Below are 16,824 nucleotides of genomic sequence, written 5' to 3'. Positions count from 1 at the left end.
GCTCAGGCCTCCTCATCGAACGACGGACTGTGGTCCTTGGCGTACTGGACGTAGCTGTTGCTGACACCCTGCGGCACCATCGGCCACACCATCGCGTCGGCACTCACGACGAAGTCGATGACGACCGGACGGTCGTTCGTCTCCAGGGCGAGCTTGATGGCGGCGTCGACCTCCTCCTCCTTCGTCACGCGGATCGCGAGGCAACCGTAGGCCTCGGCCAGCTTGACGAAGTCCGGGATCCGAATGGTGTCGTGCCCGGTGTTCAGGTCGGTGTTCGAGTACCGACCGTCGTAGAAGAGCGTCTGCCACTGGCGGACCATGCCCAGTGAGGAGTTGTTGATGATCGCGACCTTGATCGGGATGTTGTTGATCGTGCAGGTCGCGAGTTCCTGGTTGGTCATCTGGAAGCAGCCGTCGCCGTCGATCGCCCACACGTGGCGATCGGGCTGGGCCACCTTGGCGCCCATGGCCGCGGGGACCGAGTAGCCCATGGTCCCGGCGCCGCCGGAGTTCAGCCAGGAGTTCGGACGCTCGTACTTGATGAACTGCGCCGCCCACATCTGGTGCTGACCGACGCCCGACGCGAAGACGCCCTCCGGACCGGTGATCTCGCCGATGCGGGAGATCACGTGCTGTGGCGAGAGCAGACCGTCGGTCGGCTCGGCGTAGCCCAGCGGGAACTCCTCGCGCAGACCGTCGAGGTAGGACCACCACTCGGCGATGTCGGGGGTGACCTCGCGGGCGGCTGCCTCGAACGCCGACTGGAGGTCGACGATGACGTCCTTCGCGTCGCCCACGATGGGGACGTCCGCGATGCGGATCTTCGAGATCTCGGCCGGGTCGACGTCCACGTGGACGACCTTGGCGTTCGGCGCGAAGAGCGAGGCCTTGCCGGTCACGCGGTCGTCGAACCGGGCACCGAGCGACACGAGCAGGTCGGCCTCCTGCAGCGCGAGCACTGCCGGGACGGTGCCGTGCATGCCGGGCATGCCGAGGTGCTGCGTGTGCGAGTCGGGGAACGCCCCGCGAGCCATGAGCGTCGTCACGACCGGAGCCCCGGTCGCCTCGGCCAGCGCGAGCAGTTCCTCGGAGGCCTTGGAGCGGATCACGCCGCCGCCGACGTACAGCACCGGCTTCTTCGCGTTGACGAGCAGCTGCGCCGCGGCCTGGATCTGCTTGCCGTGCGCCTTCGTCACCGGACGGTAGCCGGGCAGGTCGACCTTCGGCGGCCAGATGAACGGCGCCTCGGCCTGCTGGGCGTCCTTCGTGATGTCGACCAGCACCGGTCCGGGACGGCCGGTACCCGCGATCTCGTAGGCCGCGGCGATGGCCGCCGGGACCTCCTCCGGGGTCTTGACGAGGAAGGAGTGCTTCGTGATCGGCATGGTGATGCCGACGATGTCCGCTTCCTGGAACGCGTCCGTGCCCATGAGGGTCGAGAACACCTGACCGGTGATCGCGACCATCGGCACCGAGTCCATGTAGGCGTCGGCGATGGCGGTGACGAGGTTCGTCGCGCCGGGGCCGGACGTCGCGATGCACACGCCGATCCCGCCACCGGCGGCGGCGTATCCTTCGGCCGCGTGGCCGGCACCCTGCTCGTGTCGGACCAGGATGTGACGGAGCTTCGTCGAGTCCATCAGCGGGTCGTAGGTCGGCAGGATCGCTCCGCCGGGCAGACCGAAGATGTCGGTGACCCCGAGGAGCTCGAGCGATCGGACGATCGCCTGGGCTCCCGTCAGGATCTCCGGTGCGGCCGGGGCCGCAGGTGTTCTGGGATGAGGCACGGGTTGGGATTCCGTGGGCATGATGATTCCTTCAGCGATGAGATGCACGAACGAGATGCTCGGTTATCCCGTGATCGCGCCCTCCGCTGCGGAGTGCACGAGACGAGAGTACTTTGCGAGAACGCCACGGGTATAGCGCGGGGGAAGAGGCGCCCAGCCGTCGCGGCGGGCTTCCAGCTCTGCTTCGTCGACGAGTAGGTCGAGCGAGCGGCCAGCGATATCGACCCGTATCAGATCACCATCGCGCACGAAGGCGATTGGACCTGCGTCCACCGCTTCGGGTGCTATGTGGCCGATGCACAGTCCGGTTGTGCCGCCTGAGAATCGACCGTCCGTCAACAGTAGTACATCCTTGCCGAGTCCGGCGCCCTTGATGGCGGCCGTGATCGCGAGCATCTCGCGCATCCCCGGCCCACCCTTCGGGCCCTCGTAGCGGATGATGACGACGTCGCCCTTGTTGATCTTGCCCTCGGTGAGCGCGTCCATGGCTCCGCGTTCACGTTCGAAGACCCGCGCGGGTCCTTCGAAGACCTCGGCGTCGAATCCGGCCGTCTTCACGACGGCGCCCTCGGGCGCGAACGAGCCCTTGAGGATCGTGATGCCGCCGGTCGCGTGGATCGGGTTGTCGAGCGTGCGGATGACCGTGCCGTCGATCGGGTCGGGGTTGATGTCGGCGAGGTTCTCGGCGACCGTCTTGCCGGTGACCGTGAGGCAGTCGCCGTGCAGCAGACCGGCGTCGAGCAGCGCCTTCATGACGACGGGGACGCCGCCGTGACGGTCGACGTCGTTCATGACGTACTGGCCGAACGGCTTCAGGTCGCCGATGTGCGGCACCTTGTCGCCGATGCGGTTGAAGTCGTCGAGCGTGAGGTCGACCTCGGCCTCGCGGGCGATCGCGAGCAGGTGCAGGACCACGTTCGTCGATCCGCCGAAGGCCATCGCGACGGCGATGGCGTTCTCGAACGCCTCCTTCGTCAGGATGTCGCGCGCGGTGATGCCGAGTCGGAGCATGTTGACCACGGCTTCGCCCGAGCGGTGCGCGAAGTAGTCGCGACGGCGATCTGCCGAGGGCGGCGATGCCGAACCCGGGAGGCTCATGCCGAGCGCCTCGGCGACCGACGCCATCGTGTTGGCGGTGTACATCCCGCCGCAGGCACCCTCGCCCGGGGCGATGGCGCACTCGATGCGCTTCAGGTCCTCTTCGCTCATGTTGCCGGCCTTGCAGGCCCCGACCGCCTCGAAGGAGTCGATGATCGTGACCTCCTTCTCGGTGCCGTCGGAGAGCTTGACCCAACCCGGTGCGATCGATCCGGCGTAGAGGAAGACCGAGGAGAGGTCGAGGCGCGCAGCGGCCATGAGCATGCCCGGTAGCGACTTGTCGCAGCCGGCGAGCAGGACCGTGCCGTCGAGGCGCTCGGCCATGACCACGGTCTCGACGCTGTCGGCGATGACCTCGCGTGAGACGAGCGAGAAGTGCATGCCCTCGTGGCCCATCGAGATGCCGTCGGAGACGGAGATGGTACCGAACTGCAGCGGGTATCCCCCACCCGAGTGCACGCCCTCCTTGGCCCCCTGTGCGAGGCGGTCGAGCGAGAGGTTGCAGGGCGTGATCTCGTTCCACGAGCTCGCGATGCCGATCTGGGGCTTGTCCCAGTCCTCGTCGCCCATGCCGACGGCGCGGAGCATGCCGCGCGAGGTGGTCGCCTCGATCCCGTCGGTGACGGCACGACTGCGTGGTTTGATGTCGATCTCTGGCATTTTAAGAGTCTACGGCTTCCTTGTTGCTTCGATATTCCGCGAGCATGCCGAGGACGCGCGCGATCTCGGAGGGTCCTTCGACCCTGAAGTCGGCGGCGGTCACGCCGGTGCCACTCTTCACCCCGAGGTCGCCGGGGCCGAGTGCGCCGAACGCGTCCTCGTCCGTGACGTCGTCACCCGCGTAGAACACGGCATCTGCTTTGGTGTACCGCCGGAGGTGTTCGACGGCTTCGCCCTTGGTCGCGCTCCTGAGCGAGAACTCGAGGACGTTCTTGCCCTCTCGAACCGTCAGGGCGCCGAACTCGTCCTTGGTGTGGGCGAGTGCTTCGAGGTGGGCGATCCTGGAGTCTTCTTCACTGGCGAGCCTCGTGTGCAAGGCGAACCCTGCCGGCTTCCGCTCGATCCAGACATTATCGTAACCCTCCGCGACGTCCTGGAGGATCCGTTGGAGGGTCTCCCGCTGTTCGCGTTCCTCGTCGTCGAGGGCGAGGGCGTCGTCGGGGTTGTCGAGACGGATCTCGACGCCGTGCGAGCCGGCGAACAGGGCGTGGTCGGGCAGCTCGGCCACCGCCACGAGACTGTCTATCGCGCGCCCGGACACGAGTGCGACGCGCGTTCCTGGCAGGTCCATCAGCGCCAACACGGCCTTGCGAGCTGCTGGCAGCGCGCGCGCCTGATCCGGGTCGTCGACCTCGGGGGCCAGCGTGCCGTCGAAGTCCAGGGCCACCAGGAGCTTCGGGACGTCGGCCAGGCGGCGGAGTTCCGCACGCAGTCCGAGGGGAAGCCCCCCGAGGGTGTCGGTGGGCTCGTCGGTGGTGCTCATGACTGGGTGGTGCTCCCCTGCTCGATGGTCGGTGACTGGTCGCGCACACGCTGCAACTCGTCGAGGAAGGAGGCCGACCACCGCGCGACGTCGTACTCCATGACGCGCTTGCGCAGCGCCCGCATGCGACGACCACGCTCGGCCTTCGTCATGTGCACGGCCTGGAGGATCGCCGACTTCATCCCCTCGATGTCGTGCGGGTTGATCTTGAGTGCCTGCTTCAGCTCGTCGGACGCGCCGGCGAACTCGCTCAGCACGAGGACGCCGTCGTTGTCGTAGCGAGCGGCGACGTACTCCTTCGCGACGAGGTTCATGCCGTCGCGCAGGGCCGTGACGAGCATGACGTCGGCGGCGAGGTAGAGCGCGGCCATCTCGTCGCGGGGGTACCCGTGGTGCAGGTACTGGATCGCGGTGTGGCCGATGGTGCCGAAGTCACCGTTGATCCGGCCGACCGTCTGTTCGATGTCGTCGCGGAGCTGACGGTACGTCTCGACACGCTCGCGGCTCGGGCTGGCGACCTGGACGAGCGTGACGTCCTCGACAGCGAGCTTGCCCTGTGCGAGGAGCTCGCCGAAGGCCTTGAGTCGGTGGCCGATCCCCTTCGTGTAGTCGAGGCGGTCGACGCCGAGCATGATCGTCTCCGGGTTGCCGAGCTCCTCGCGGATCTGCTTGGCACGGGCGATGATCTCGGGGCGCTGCGCGAGGGCCTGGTACCCCTTGCTGTCGATCGAGATCGGGAAGTGCCGGGCGATCACCGTGCGGTACGGGGCGCCGCGCTTCGAGGCGACCGGCGCCGCATCCGTCGTGACCGACACGAGTGCCGCGTCGAGCGGGACCTGGATCGCGGCCCCCTTCGTCTCGTACCCGAACAGGCGGCGGACCGCCCGGGAGAAGTTGCCGGCGTCAGCGACGCGCTGGAAGCCGATGACGTCGGCGCCGAGCAGTCCCTCGATGATCTGGCGTCGCCACGGGAGCTGCGAGTAGATGCCGTAGGCCGGGAACGGGATGTGGTTGAAGAAGCCGATCGTGAGATCGGGTCGTAGCTCACGCAGGATCTTCGGGACGAGCTGCAGCTGGTAGTCCTGCACCCAGACCGTCGCACCGTCGGACGCGGCCGCTGCGGCCGCCTCCGCGAACCGTCGGTTCACGGCGACGTAGGAGTCCCACCACTCGCGGTGGTAGCTCGGCGGCGCGATGACGTCGTGGTAGAGCGGCCAGATGGTGTCGTTCGAGAAGCCCTCGTAGTAGCGGGCGATCTCGTCCTCGGACAGCGGGACCGGGATGATCCACATGTCGTCGTTGTCGAACGGCTCGATCTCGAGGTCGGCGGAGCCGGCCCATCCGATCCATGCGCCGTCGGCACCGCGCATGACGGGTTCGAGGGCGGTCACGAGTCCACCGGGTGAGGTCCGCCAGCTCTCGGCACCGTCTGCATCGACGACGCGGTCGACCGGCAGCCGGTTGGATACCACGATGAAGTCGAAGGTCGACGCTGATCCGCCGTCAGGCGCGGAATATCTGGTGATGATGGCCCTCCCGGGGTACTCGGGTTCGCTGTTCAGGCTAGCAGCGTTCCGCATGGCGAAACCGCGTGTTCAGACGGCGAGCATATGCTTGCGCTGATGATCCGCCATGGCATGAGCACGTCCTGCGTCTACCAGCTGGGAACCCGGCGCGCGTTCGAGTTGGCCGCCGAAGCCGGCTACGACGGCGTCGAGGTCATGGTCACCCAGGACCGCGTGACGCAGGACGCCGACGCCCTCCGCGCCCTCGCCGCCGAGACCGGGCTCGACATCCTCTCGATCCACGCGCCGGTCCTGACCCGGACCGCGTTCGTCTGGGGCCGCGACCATCGGGAGAAGCTCCGCCGCTCGGCTGAGCTCGCCGTCGCCGTCGGCGCGTCGACCGTCGTCGTCCACCCACCGTTCCGCTGGCAGCGGCGCTACGCGCGCGCCTTCGTCGACCTCGTGGCGGAACTGAGCGAGACGCACGGACTCGAGCTGGCCGTCGAGAACATGGCGTGCTTCCAGAGTCGCGGGCTCCGGGTGCAGCCGTTCGCTTTCGGGTACGACCCGGCTCCACTGGCCTGCGCCGCCCTGACGCTCGACTTCTCCCACGCGGCCCTCGCGGGCGAGGACTCGCTCGAGATCGCGACCCGCTACGGCGGCCGCCTCCGACACGTGCACCTGTGCGACGGGACCGCTCCATCGCCGCGTGGTGCCTTCCTCGACGAGCACCTCCTCCCGGGCGACGGTGAGCAGCCGGTGGCCGAGGTCCTCGAGCTGCTGCGCGCGGCGGACTGGTCGGGAAGCATCGTCGCGGAGGTGCATTTGCCCGCGACGGGTGGCGACGCCCTCCGCCTCAGCCAGCTGCGCGCCTCACTGGCCTTCGCGAAGCGTGCGTTCGCTAGCACAGGCGAGAACCCGAAGGAAAGCCCGGATGCGGGGGGCCTCCCCTACCGGCTAGCGTGAAGTCATGCGCAAATTCCTCTTCAACGGCAGCATGATCTCCACGGTCTTCGGCGGGATCTCCGCCCTCCAGGCGACCCGACAGGGACCGCGGGACTGGAAGCTCGCCCTCCTCTGGGTGAGCTGGGGCATCTCGCTCGCCCTCGCGATCAGCTCGGTGCTCGACGACAGCAAGCAGGCCGAGATCGGCCGCTGAGGTCGCGCCGACCGCGCTACCACGACCGCCCGGAAACCCCGGGAATTGGGGCGCTCACCCGCGTGTCTCCGCGTCGTTCCGCGCCTCGTGATCGACAATGAAGGCAGTCCAGCCTCACGGATGATCCGCTTTCGATGAAGGGCCCGCCATGTTCGGTCGCCGACGCCACGCAGCACCAGTCTCCGCATCGAAGCTGACCGAGAAGCAGCTGTTCGACCTCGTCCACGCTCGACTGGCGAGCGAGCTCGGTGCCAACGGCGCCTGGGTGCTGTCGCGCCGCACCCCGAGCTCCGGCGACGAGATCTTCCACGAGGTCTACGCCCAGCAGCTCGCCCACGACATCGCGACGGACATCGACCTCGAGCAGGCTGCGGTGACGGTCCGTGCCGAGGCCACTCCGGCGCGCGGATGGCGGTTGTGGTCTCGTGGACAGGAAGAAGCCGCGGTCGACGCCGCCGACGAGGTCGAGGCCGTCGAGGTCATCGAGCCGACCGTCGCCGAGGAACCTGCCGCCATCACCGAGACGATCGACGCGCCGTCCGAGGCGCAGACCGATGACGACCACCCCGATGCCGCGGCTGACGACGCTGAGCCGACGCTCGTCGAGCGGACCCTCCTCGAGCCGCAGCACTACCCCATCACCGTCTGGGCCGAACCCGAGTTCATCGACGCGAGTCTGGTCAACCCGATGCCGGCCCGCCGCAGCTCGATCGCCTGACCGGCGACGCACCTCGACAACGGCCGTCCACTCCGGTGGGCGGCCGTTTCGTCGTGTCAGGCCGCCGAGCGGGCATGACGCCTCATCGAACCCGAATCGATGAGGCGTCACGGCGCTGGTGGGCATGAATGCCCGACCGTCGCTCTGCTCCGCACGGTGGGGTGACCACGCGGAGGCTTTCGTCGGCACGGGCAGGACCCGATCCCGCCATGCTGCCGACCCTTCCAGGGTCTCATGCCTGCGCCCTCCTCCGTCCCGATGACGCGAATCGGACGGGAGCTGTCGCGAAACGTCCCCGGAGCGTTTCGTCGGGCTGCAAGCTCGAACGCGAGACGAGCCGAAACGCAGAACGGCCCCGTCCGAAGACGAGGCCGTTGCTGGTGTGGTGCACCCCCCGGACTTGAACCGGGAACCCACTGATTAAGAGTCAGTTGCTCTGCCAATTGAGCTAGAGGTGCGTGGTTTCGGAGTGTTCCGAACCGAGATATGACACTAGCACCCAACTGGCCCGGGTGCGAAATCGAGCCGGTCGGCGTGTCGCGGAGGCACGTCGCCGGCCCCTCGAGCGTCGTTCGATCAGGCCCGCGCGACCCTATCCTGGAGGGGTGACCGAACCCGTGACCGTCTCCCCCGCCGACCTCGATCTCGCGCTCCGGCTCGCCGACGCGGCCGACCGCATCGCGATGGAGCGCTTCGAGGCTCGCGACCTCGAAGTCTCCACCAAACCGGACCGATCGCACGTCACGGACGCCGACCTCGCCGTCGAACGCGCCATCCGCGGCATCCTCGAGACCGAGCGCCCGGACGACGGCGTGTTCGGCGAGGAGTACGGCGCGCAGGGCCCGACGGATCGCCAGTGGATCATCGACCCGATCGACGGGACGGCGAACTTCCTCCGCGGTGTCTCGAACTGGGCGACGCTCATCTCCCTCGCCGTCGACGGCGTGCCTGTCGTGGGCGTCGTGAGCGCACCCGCCATGCACGCCCGCTGGTGGGGTGCCATCGGACATGGCGCGTGGGGCGTCCGGTTCGGCGAGACCACCCCACGCCGGCTGTCCGTCTCGGGGGTCTCCGACCTCGCCGACGCGTCCTTCAGCTTCCAGAGCATCGCGCAATGGGCCTCGGTCGGGCGGATCCCCCAGCTGCTGGCCCTGTGCGGCTCCCTGTGGCGCGATCGGGCCATCGGTGACATGTGGCCCTACATGCTCCTCGCCGAGGGCTCGATCGACGCCGTGGCCGAATTCGGCGTGCAGGAGTACGACCTGGGCGCACACGTGCCGATCGTCCTCGAGGCCGGCGGTCGCTTCACCGACATCGACGGCATCGAGACCATCTCCACGCGGAGCTCCCTCGCGACGAACGGGCGCCTGCACGACGCCTTCCTCGCCGAGCTGCCTCCCGTCGGCTGACACGAGCGCACGGCACCGCGCAAGCCCGCAGAGTGGGGTCGGACCGCGCCGTACGCTGGGCGGATGGTACGACTGAGGCGCAGCGACGTGAACGGACAGGGCATCCGACGGGTTCGATCCGGACGCGGTTTCAGCTATCGGTTGCCGGACGGTTCACTCCTCGAGGATCAGGAGATCCGAGCCCGGATCGACGGTCTGGTGGTCCCTCCCGCGTGGAACGAGGTCTGGATCACCCCCTATGCGAACGGGCACATCCAGGCGACCGGGATCGATGCGGCCGGCCGACGGCAGTACCTCTATCACCCGTCGTGGCGCGAGCGTCAGGACCGCAGCAAGTTCGACCGAGCCCTGGCCCTCGCCGAGGCGCTCCCCGCCGCGCGAGGTCGGGTCACCCGGGACCTCCGGCTCGAGGGGTACCCGCTCGCACGGGTGTCGGCCGGCGCGTTCCGCATGCTCGACACCGGCTCCCTGCGCGTGGGCGGTGAGCAGTACGCGGAGGCCAACGGCAGTCACGGCCTGTCGACCCTCGAGGGTGCGCACGCTCGCGTGAGCGGCGACACCGTCGCGCTGAAGTTCCCGGCGAAGAGTGGGCAGCCCTGGGAGTCCGACATCGTCGACGCCGACCTGGCCTCGCTCATCCGCTCCTTGAAGCGCCGTGGACCGCACGCCCGCCTCCTGGCCTGGAAGGACGGGAACCGGTGGCGCCACCTCCAGGCGAGCCAGATCAACGACTACGTCCGGGCGCAGACGAACGGCGAGTTCACCGCGAAGGACTTCCGGACGCTGCACGGCACCGTCGCGGCCGCGGAGAGTCTGGCGAAGGCCGGACCCGTGCAGAGCAAGACGGCACGCTCGAAGGTCCTCGCGCAGGCCATGCGCGACGCCGCAGCGGTCCTGGGCAACACCCCGGCGATCGCGAAGTCGAGCTACGTCGACCCGCGGGTCGTCGACCGTTACACGCACGGCGAGACGATCCCACCGGACGGTCGCGGCTCACCGGAGACGGCGCTGCGCGTCCTGCTCGTCGGGACGGACGACCCGTCCTAGCCGTGGTCCTGGTCGTGAGGCTCGGTGCCCGCGTCGCGCGACGCCCCGTTCCCCGCGAGGTGACCCTCGACCTCGGACTCCGGGATGAGCTGCAGCCCTCGCGGGGTGTGCGATGAGTCCGAGAGGACCTCGAGCCACGCACGGTTGAGTTCCGGAGGGCGGCTCCCGAAGAAGCGGAACTGCAGCGGGATGCTCGGGGACAACCAGAGCGAGCGTCGTCCCGAACCGTGTTCGGGATCGTTCGCCCAGCTGAGGAAGAAGCTCTCCTGTCGGCGCAGCTTCGCCCCGATGACGGCCTTCAGGTGCGCGAGCGCGCGGTCTTCGATCTCGTACTCGTCGCCGGACCCGTAGATGAGCATTCCCATGGGGACATTCTGCCGCTATTCGGGCGTGTGGCCGGGATGTCGTTCCTCGCCGAGTTCTTCGCGTCCCGCGAGCTCGTCGCGGACGAGGACGGCCTCGTCGAAGTTGCCGCTGCGGTAGGCCGCCCGGGCGACCATGTGTGCGGAGATCGGCGCGGTGAGGCTCTGGAACACGATGATCGCGATCGCGATCGTGATGGTCCCGACCGTCGGGCTCGAGACGGCGACGTCCGCCATGATCGCGATGAGCCCGAGGATCTGCGGCTTGGTCGCCGCGTGCAGGCGGGACAACACGTCGGGGAAGCGCAGGAGGCCAACGCCGGCGGCGAAGCACATGATCGCCCCGACGAGCACGAGGGCTCCGGTGACGATGTCGCGGATCAGCTCGCCGGTCATGCGTCGTCCTGCTTCGACATGAAGCGGGCGACGCTGACCGAGCCGACGATCGCGAACATCGCGAGCGCCAGGAGGACCGGCAGGCCGTCCGTGTGACGGTTGATCGCCATCTCGGCCCCGATCGCGCACATGACGGTGGCCACGAGCACGTCGGATGCGATCACGCGGTCGAGGAGGCTCGGCCCGCGGATGATCCGGTAGACCGCTGCGAGAGCCGCGGCACCGAACAGCACGGAGACGATGATGATCACGACGAGCATCACTGCCCCCTTCCGATCGAGACGTGGTCATGGTCGTGGCGGAGGGCGTCCGCCTCAGCGCGGGAACCGATCGCGAGGATGAGCCGTCGCTCCGTTCCGAGGACCTCGGCGACGACCGCGTCGATGTCGGCGTCGTCATGCACATTGAGCGCGTGCAGGTAGAGCGTCGAGGCCGTGCGGTCGAGGTCGACCACGATCGAGCCTGGGACGATCGATACCGCCTCGGCCGTCCAGCTCATGATGAGGTCGGAGGTCGTCCGCAGACGGACCGCGATCACCGCGTTACTGGACCGGAACCTCGGCTTGAGGACGAGCCACGCGATCTCCGCACTCGCCCGCACGATGTCGACGAGGAGCTTGCCCAGGAAGATCGCGGACCGCCAGAGGTTGATGCGGCCGCTCAGCTCGACGGCCGGCAGGTAGAACAGGAACGACACCAGCAACGCGACCCCGAGGCCGGTCACGAGCGTGAGCAGGTCGAACATCCCCCAGAGGAGACACCAGAGCAGGATGAGTCCGGCCAGGAGGAGGGCCTGGCTGAACAGCGCGCGACGACGTGACGGTTGCATTACTTCAGGTGCTCCGTTCCGTCGGGGAAGACCGCGGTGATGTAGTTGTCCGGGTCCTCGATGTTCTCAGCCGCCCGCGTGGCCAGTCCGAAGAGCGGCCCCGCGAAGACCGTCAGGGCGAGGGTCAACGCGACCATGCCGGTCGTGGCACCGATCATCGGGCGCGAGATGGTCTTGGTGTCGACCGAGCCCGAGTCCTCGGGGCTCTCCGCGAGCTGCTCGAGCAACGGCGAGGAGTATCCGGCGACCTCGTCCTTCCCACGCCAGAAGCCCATGTTCCACACGCGCGCCAACGCGTACAGGGTCAGGAGCGAGGTCGCGGCTCCGGCGGCGATGAGGATGTACGACAGCGGGTCGCCCAGGGCGACACCCGCCTGGAACAGCCCGATCTTGCCGAGGAAGCCCGAGAACGGCGGGATACCGCCGAGGTTCATCGCTCCGATGAAGAACAGCACACCGACGATCGGCGAGGCCTTCAGGATGCCGCCGAGCCGGGAGATGGAGGTCGTCCCACCGATCCGCTCGACGAGACCGGTGGTGAGGAACAGCGTGGTCTGGACGACGATGTGGTGGACGATGTAGTAGATCGTCGCGGCGATCCCGGCGATCCCGCCGACGGCGATGCCGAAGATCATGTAGCCGATATGGCTCACGAGCGTGAACGACAACAATCGTTTGATGTCGGCCTGGGCGACCGCACCGAAGATACCGATGAGCAGGGTCAGGAAGGCGATGACCATCAACGGTGTCGCCAGCGGCACGTCCTTGAAGATGAGCGTGTCGGTCCGGATGATCGCGTACACACCGACCTTTGTCAGCAGGCCGGCGAACACCGCCGTGACCGGCGCCGGCGCGGTCGGGTAGGAGTCGGGCAGCCAGAACGACAGCGGGAACACCGCAGCCTTGACCGCGAAGCCCAGCAGCAGTGCGGCGCAGAGGATCGCCTGCACCTCCATCGGCAGGTCGCGCACGCGGTCCGCCACGAGGGCGATCGTCACCGTGCCCGTCGCGCCGTAGATGACGGCGATCGCGGCGACGAAGAGCAGCGACGACATGAGGCTGATGACGATGTACGTGACGCCGGCGCGGATCCGCGCTCCCGTGCCGCCCAGGGTGAGGAGGACGTAGCTGGAGGCGAGCAGCATCTCGAAGCCGACGTACATGTTGAAGAGGTCGCCCGCGACGAAGGCGTCGAACAGCCCGGCTGCCAGGACCAGGTACGTCGGGTGGAAGATCGACACCGGCGTCTCGCGGTCGCCGTCGACGATGCCCTGACCGATGGCGAAGATGAGCACGCCCAGCAGCATCAGGGCCGCGACGAGCAGCATGATCGCGGACAACCGGTCGACGACGAGCACGATCCCCCACGGCGGGGACCAGCCGCCCAGCTCGACGACGATCGTGCCGCTCTGGTCGACGGCCGCGAGCAGGATCGCACTGATCACGGTCACCGCGGTGAGCGCGACGACGCTGATCGCCACCTGCGTCTTGCGGCGGTTGCGGAACATGAGCGCGATCGCTGAACCGATCAGCGGGATCATGACCACGAGCGGGACGAGTGCGTTCATTCGCCTGCCCCCTTCCTGGTCGTGTGGCTGTCGTCGCCGTGCTCGTTGCTCTCGTCGAGGACCCGTTGGATGGCCTCGTCGTCCAGGTCGACCTGGTTGAAGACCGCCTCCGTCGCCGCCTCGGTGTCGTCGGCGTGCTCGTCGCTGAGGGTGTCACCCTCGTCGCCGAGCTGTGCCAACCACCAGGTCCGGTAGATGAGCGCCAGGATGAAGGCGGTCACACCGAAGTTGATGACGATGGCCGTGAGCATGAGCACCTGCGGCACCGGGTCGACCATGCGGTCGTCGGAGGCGGTGCCCGTGACGAGCGGTGCGGTGCCGCTCGGGCCGCTCATGATCAGGATGAGCAGGTTCGTCGCGTTGCCGACGAGCACGAACCCGATGAGGAACCTGGTGAGGCTCCGCTCGAGCATGACGTACACCCCGGTGCCGTACATGACGGCCATCAGGACGACGAGGGTCAGTGAGGCGCTCATCGTTCGGCCTCACTCGCCGAGAACTCGTCCGTACTCTGCTCGTCGATGTCGGCTTCCTCCTGTTGACGGTCGACTTCGGCCCCGAGACTGCGCAGGATGTCGAGCGCCAGTCCGACGACGACGAGGTAGACGCCGATGTCGAAGATGCTGGACGTGCCGAACGAGAGGTGTCCGAGGATCGGGACGTCGGCCGAGAAGTACGCGGACTGGAGCGCCTCGCCGCCGAAGAACAGGGAACCGACGGCCGTCCCCACCGCGAGCAGCAGCCCGACGCCGAGCACCTTGCCCGCGTCGATCGGCACGGCTTCGCCGAGCTCGTAGCGTCCGCCGGCGAGATACCGCATCACGAGCGCGAGGCCGGCGAGCAGACCACCGGCGAAGCCGCCGCCCGGCTCGTTGTGCCCGACGAAGAGCAGGAAGACGGAGACGACGATCGCCGGGTGGAAGAGGAGCCGCACGAGGACCTCGAGGAGGATCGAACGGTTCGCCTCGGCGATCGCCCGGCCACCGATGAGCCATGAGTGCCGCCCCACCGCGTCGCGAGGTGCCTCCATCTCGCTGTCCGCGAGGTGGGGGTCCGACACGACCTGGGATCGGAGGCCCGGGATCCGTCGGCGCCGCGCACCGCTGAGGCGCGGGACCTCGGCGCCCCGCTGTGAGACGAAGAGCAGGCTCGCGATACCGGTGGCCACCACGACGAGCACGGAGATCTCACCCATGGTGTCCCAGGCCCGGATGTCGACGAGCATCACATTGACGATGTTCTTGCCGTGGCCCTCCTCGACGGCGAGCCGGGGCAGCTCGGTCGCGATGCTCTCGGCCTGTCGCGCGCCCAGGGCGATGACCCCGATGAGCCCCATGACCAGGCCGGTCAGCGTGCCGATGACGACCCGACGGACGCGGTGGACCGGGGCGTTGCGCTGGGCGATCTTGGCCGGGAGTCGGCGGAGCACGAGGACGAACACCACGATCGTGATCGTCTCGACGAGGGCCTGGGTCAGCGCGAGGTCGGGAGCGCCGTGCAGGGCGAACAGTGCGACGAGCCCGAAGCCGGTGACGCCGACGAGCAGCACGGCGGCCATGCGCTGCTTCGCCCGGGCGGCCGCGATCGCCGCGGTCGCCATGATGAAGGCGATGGCCACCTGGGCGGGATAGTCCCACAGCCGGATCTCGCTCGGCCAAGCGCGCCCGAGGAGGGCGATCGTGCCGAGGGTGAGGACGAAGACCACGAGGATCGTGGACAGGTACTGGACGAGCCCGCCGCGCTGGGCGAACAGGGTGACCTTCGCGGAGAGCCGGTCGATGCCCTGGGTCGCCGCCCAGTAGCCCTTCGAGGAGTCGATGAGGGGCGGCAGGCGGTCCTGCAGACGCGCGACCGGGAGCCTCCAGCGGAAGAGCAGCAGACCGAGCAGCACGACGACGGCCGAGATGCCGAGCGCCGGCTCGAGGCCGTGCCAGAGCGCGAGGTGGTAGTCGCCCTCCCCCACGGAGTCCGCGTACGGCGCGAGCACCGTGTCGATGGGCTTCGTCGCGAAGCCCAGGGCGATGGTCGCGACGGCGAGTATGCCCGGCGCGATCATGATCGTTCCGGATTCGGCATGCAGTTCGGTCGGCGCGGCGCCGCGTCGGTCTCCGAAGGCGCCCCAGAGGAATCGGGCGCTGTACGCGACGGTCAGCACAGACCCGACGGCGGTCCCGATGATCGCGACCCAACCCCACACGTCACCCTCGAGCGCGCCCTCCAGCAGTGAGGTGAAGACGGCCTCCTTCGCGACGAACCCGAAGAGCGGTGGGATACCGGCCATCGACGCGACGGCGATCGCCGCGATGACGGCGAGTACCGGCGTCTGGCGTCCCAGACCGGAGAGGTGCCGCCAGTCACGCGTCCCAGCACGGTGGTCGATGATGCCGACGACGAGGAAGAGTGCCGCCTTGTAGATGGCGTGGGCGAGCAGGAGCGCGACGGCGGCCAGGGCCGAATCGCGGGTGCCGTACCCCGAGATGACCATCAGGAATCCGAGCTGGCTCACCGTCCCGTAGGCCAGGACCAGCTTGAGGTCGTACTGACGCAGCGACCGCCAGGCTCCGGCGACCATGGTGAGGACGCCCAAACCGACGAGCATCGCGTCCCAACCCGGGGTGTCGGCGTAACCGGGAGCGAGCCTCGCGACGAGGTAGATCCCGGCCTTCACCATGGCCGCAGCATGCAGGTATGCGCTCACGGGCGTCGGTGCGGCCATCGCAGCGGGCAGCCAGAAGTGGAACGGCACGAGCGCGGACTTCGAGATCGCACCGACGAGGATGAGGAGGATGGCGACGGTGGTCGCAGGGCCGGTCAGGCCCTGCTCGACGATCGAGGCGAGCGAGGTGCTCTGCGCCTGCACGGAGATCATGATGACGCCGACGAGCATGACGAGCCCGCCGAAGGTGGTCACCAGGAGCGCCTGGAGCGCGGCACCGCGGCTCTCCTTGCGATCGGTGTAGTGCCCGATGAGCAGGTAGGAGAGCACACTCGTGATCTCCCAGAACATGAACATGACGATGATGTCGTCGGCGGTCACGAGGCCGAACATCGTGCCGGCGAAGGCGAAGAGGAGCGCGGCGAAACGACCGAGGCCAGGCTCGGACGAGGAGAAGTAGCGGCCGCAGTAGAGCAGCACGAGGGCACCGACGCCGGTGACGACGAGAGACAGCAGCCAGGCGAGCGTGTCCATCCGGAACGAGAGCGCGATGCTCAGTTGCGGGATCCACTCGATCGTCTCGACGACCGTGCCACCGGCCGTGACCGTGCCGGTCTGGAAGAGCGTCCAGACGAATGCCGCCGCGGGCATACACGCGATGACGTAGAAGACCTTCGTCGACAGCACTCGAGTGAGCGTGGGCGTGGCGACGGCGATCGCAGCAAAAACAAGCAGGATTGTCGCCATGCAGGTCTCCCGGGTGGTGGCGGCCTCTGGACTCCCAGGTTAGCAGCCCGTCGGTACCCC

Annotated in this window: 16 protein-coding genes and 1 tRNA gene; 5 read left to right on the top strand and 12 right to left on the bottom strand. The window is 68.3% G+C overall.

What is annotated here, in order from left to right:
• Positions 1-2: 2 nt before the first annotated feature.
• From FGL15_RS16610 to otsA, 4 genes are read right to left on the bottom strand one after another with little or no spacing between them, the layout of a single operon-like run.
• A complete protein-coding gene (locus tag FGL15_RS16610; RefSeq protein WP_085510581.1) occupies positions 3-1,808 on the bottom strand; it encodes an acetolactate synthase large subunit in 1,806 nt (601 codons plus the stop codon).
• Between the two features lie 42 nt (positions 1,809-1,850).
• Entirely contained in the window at positions 1,851-3,545 is a 1,695-nt protein-coding gene (ilvD, locus tag FGL15_RS16605) for a dihydroxy-acid dehydratase (protein WP_064296246.1), read from the bottom strand.
• Position 3,546: 1 nt separating this feature from the next.
• Complete coding sequence (gene otsB, locus FGL15_RS16600) at positions 3,547-4,368, bottom strand: trehalose-phosphatase (RefSeq protein WP_079705605.1); 822 nt, start codon at positions 4,366-4,368, stop codon at positions 3,547-3,549.
• Complete coding sequence (gene otsA, locus FGL15_RS16595) at positions 4,365-5,948, bottom strand: alpha,alpha-trehalose-phosphate synthase (UDP-forming) (protein WP_138946778.1); 1,584 nt, start codon at positions 5,946-5,948, stop codon at positions 4,365-4,367. The genes otsB and otsA overlap by 4 nt, the downstream gene beginning before the upstream one ends.
• A gap of 57 nt (positions 5,949-6,005) precedes the next feature.
• On the opposite strand from otsA, the gene FGL15_RS16590 reads away from it, so the two are divergent.
• The 3 genes from FGL15_RS16590 (at position 6,006) to FGL15_RS16580 (ending at position 7,750) form a co-directional block, all read left to right on the top strand.
• Entirely contained in the window at positions 6,006-6,839 is an 834-nt protein-coding gene (locus FGL15_RS16590) for a sugar phosphate isomerase/epimerase (protein ID WP_240773578.1), read from the top strand.
• A gap of 4 nt (positions 6,840-6,843) precedes the next feature.
• Positions 6,844-7,032 carry a hypothetical protein gene (locus FGL15_RS16585; protein ID WP_079705603.1) on the top strand — a complete coding sequence of 63 codons (189 nt, stop codon included), beginning with the start codon at positions 6,844-6,846 and terminating at the stop codon, positions 7,030-7,032.
• Between the two features lie 148 nt (positions 7,033-7,180).
• Positions 7,181-7,750, top strand: coding sequence for a hypothetical protein (locus FGL15_RS16580; protein ID WP_138946776.1), 570 nt, complete (start codon positions 7,181-7,183; stop codon positions 7,748-7,750).
• Positions 7,751-8,133: 383 nt separating this feature from the next.
• On the opposite strand, the gene FGL15_RS16575 is transcribed toward FGL15_RS16580, so the two are convergent.
• Positions 8,134-8,208: transfer RNA gene (locus FGL15_RS16575), tRNA-Lys, on the bottom strand.
• Positions 8,209-8,355: 147 nt separating this feature from the next.
• Here FGL15_RS16575 and FGL15_RS16570 point away from each other — a divergent pair.
• Together FGL15_RS16570 and FGL15_RS16565 are read left to right on the top strand one after the other, a co-directional pair.
• On the top strand, positions 8,356-9,159 hold the full coding sequence (locus FGL15_RS16570; RefSeq protein WP_240773577.1) for an inositol monophosphatase family protein: 804 nt from the start codon (positions 8,356-8,358) through the stop codon (positions 9,157-9,159).
• A 63-nt stretch (positions 9,160-9,222) separates the two neighbouring features.
• Positions 9,223-10,206, top strand: coding sequence for a DNA topoisomerase IB (locus FGL15_RS16565; protein ID WP_138946775.1), 984 nt, complete (start codon positions 9,223-9,225; stop codon positions 10,204-10,206).
• Here the strand turns inward: FGL15_RS16565 and FGL15_RS16560 are convergent.
• Genes FGL15_RS16560 through FGL15_RS16530 form a run of 7 tightly spaced genes read right to left on the bottom strand, consistent with a single transcriptional unit; the run spans position 10,203 to position 16,764 of the window.
• Positions 10,203-10,571: a hypothetical protein gene (locus tag FGL15_RS16560; RefSeq protein ID WP_138946774.1), complete on the bottom strand. Its 369-nt coding sequence runs from the start codon at positions 10,569-10,571 to the stop codon at positions 10,203-10,205. The genes FGL15_RS16565 and FGL15_RS16560 overlap by 4 nt on opposite strands.
• 15 nt (positions 10,572-10,586) lie before the next feature.
• Entirely contained in the window at positions 10,587-10,964 is a 378-nt protein-coding gene (gene mnhG / locus FGL15_RS16555; RefSeq protein ID WP_064296238.1) for a monovalent cation/H(+) antiporter subunit G, read from the bottom strand.
• A complete protein-coding gene (locus tag FGL15_RS16550; RefSeq protein ID WP_064296237.1) occupies positions 10,961-11,224 on the bottom strand; it encodes a monovalent cation/H+ antiporter complex subunit F in 264 nt (87 codons plus the stop codon). Before FGL15_RS16550 ends, mnhG begins: the two co-directional genes overlap by 4 nt.
• Entirely contained in the window at positions 11,224-11,793 is a 570-nt protein-coding gene (locus FGL15_RS16545; protein WP_138946773.1) for a Na+/H+ antiporter subunit E, read from the bottom strand. Before FGL15_RS16545 ends, FGL15_RS16550 begins: the two co-directional genes overlap by 1 nt.
• The gene (locus tag FGL15_RS16540) at positions 11,793-13,361 is read right to left on the bottom strand and encodes a Na+/H+ antiporter subunit D (RefSeq protein ID WP_138946772.1); all 1,569 of its coding nucleotides are present in this window, start codon (positions 13,359-13,361) and stop codon (positions 11,793-11,795) included. The genes FGL15_RS16545 and FGL15_RS16540 overlap by 1 nt, the downstream gene beginning before the upstream one ends.
• Complete coding sequence (locus FGL15_RS16535) at positions 13,358-13,837, bottom strand: NADH-quinone oxidoreductase subunit K (protein WP_079705596.1); 480 nt, start codon at positions 13,835-13,837, stop codon at positions 13,358-13,360. Before FGL15_RS16535 ends, FGL15_RS16540 begins: the two co-directional genes overlap by 4 nt.
• Positions 13,834-16,764 (bottom strand): Na+/H+ antiporter subunit A, encoded by a 2,931-nt coding sequence (locus FGL15_RS16530; protein WP_138946771.1) that lies wholly within the window; start codon positions 16,762-16,764, stop codon positions 13,834-13,836. Before FGL15_RS16530 ends, FGL15_RS16535 begins: the two co-directional genes overlap by 4 nt.
• Between the last annotated feature and the right edge of the window lie 60 nt (positions 16,765-16,824).

The organism is Plantibacter sp. M259, from assembly GCF_006065115.1.
GTDB classification, from domain to species: domain Bacteria; phylum Actinomycetota; class Actinomycetes; order Actinomycetales; family Microbacteriaceae; genus Plantibacter; species Plantibacter auratus.
Note: the sequence above shows the minus strand (reverse complement) of the source record. Positions and strands in the feature narration are given on the sequence as shown.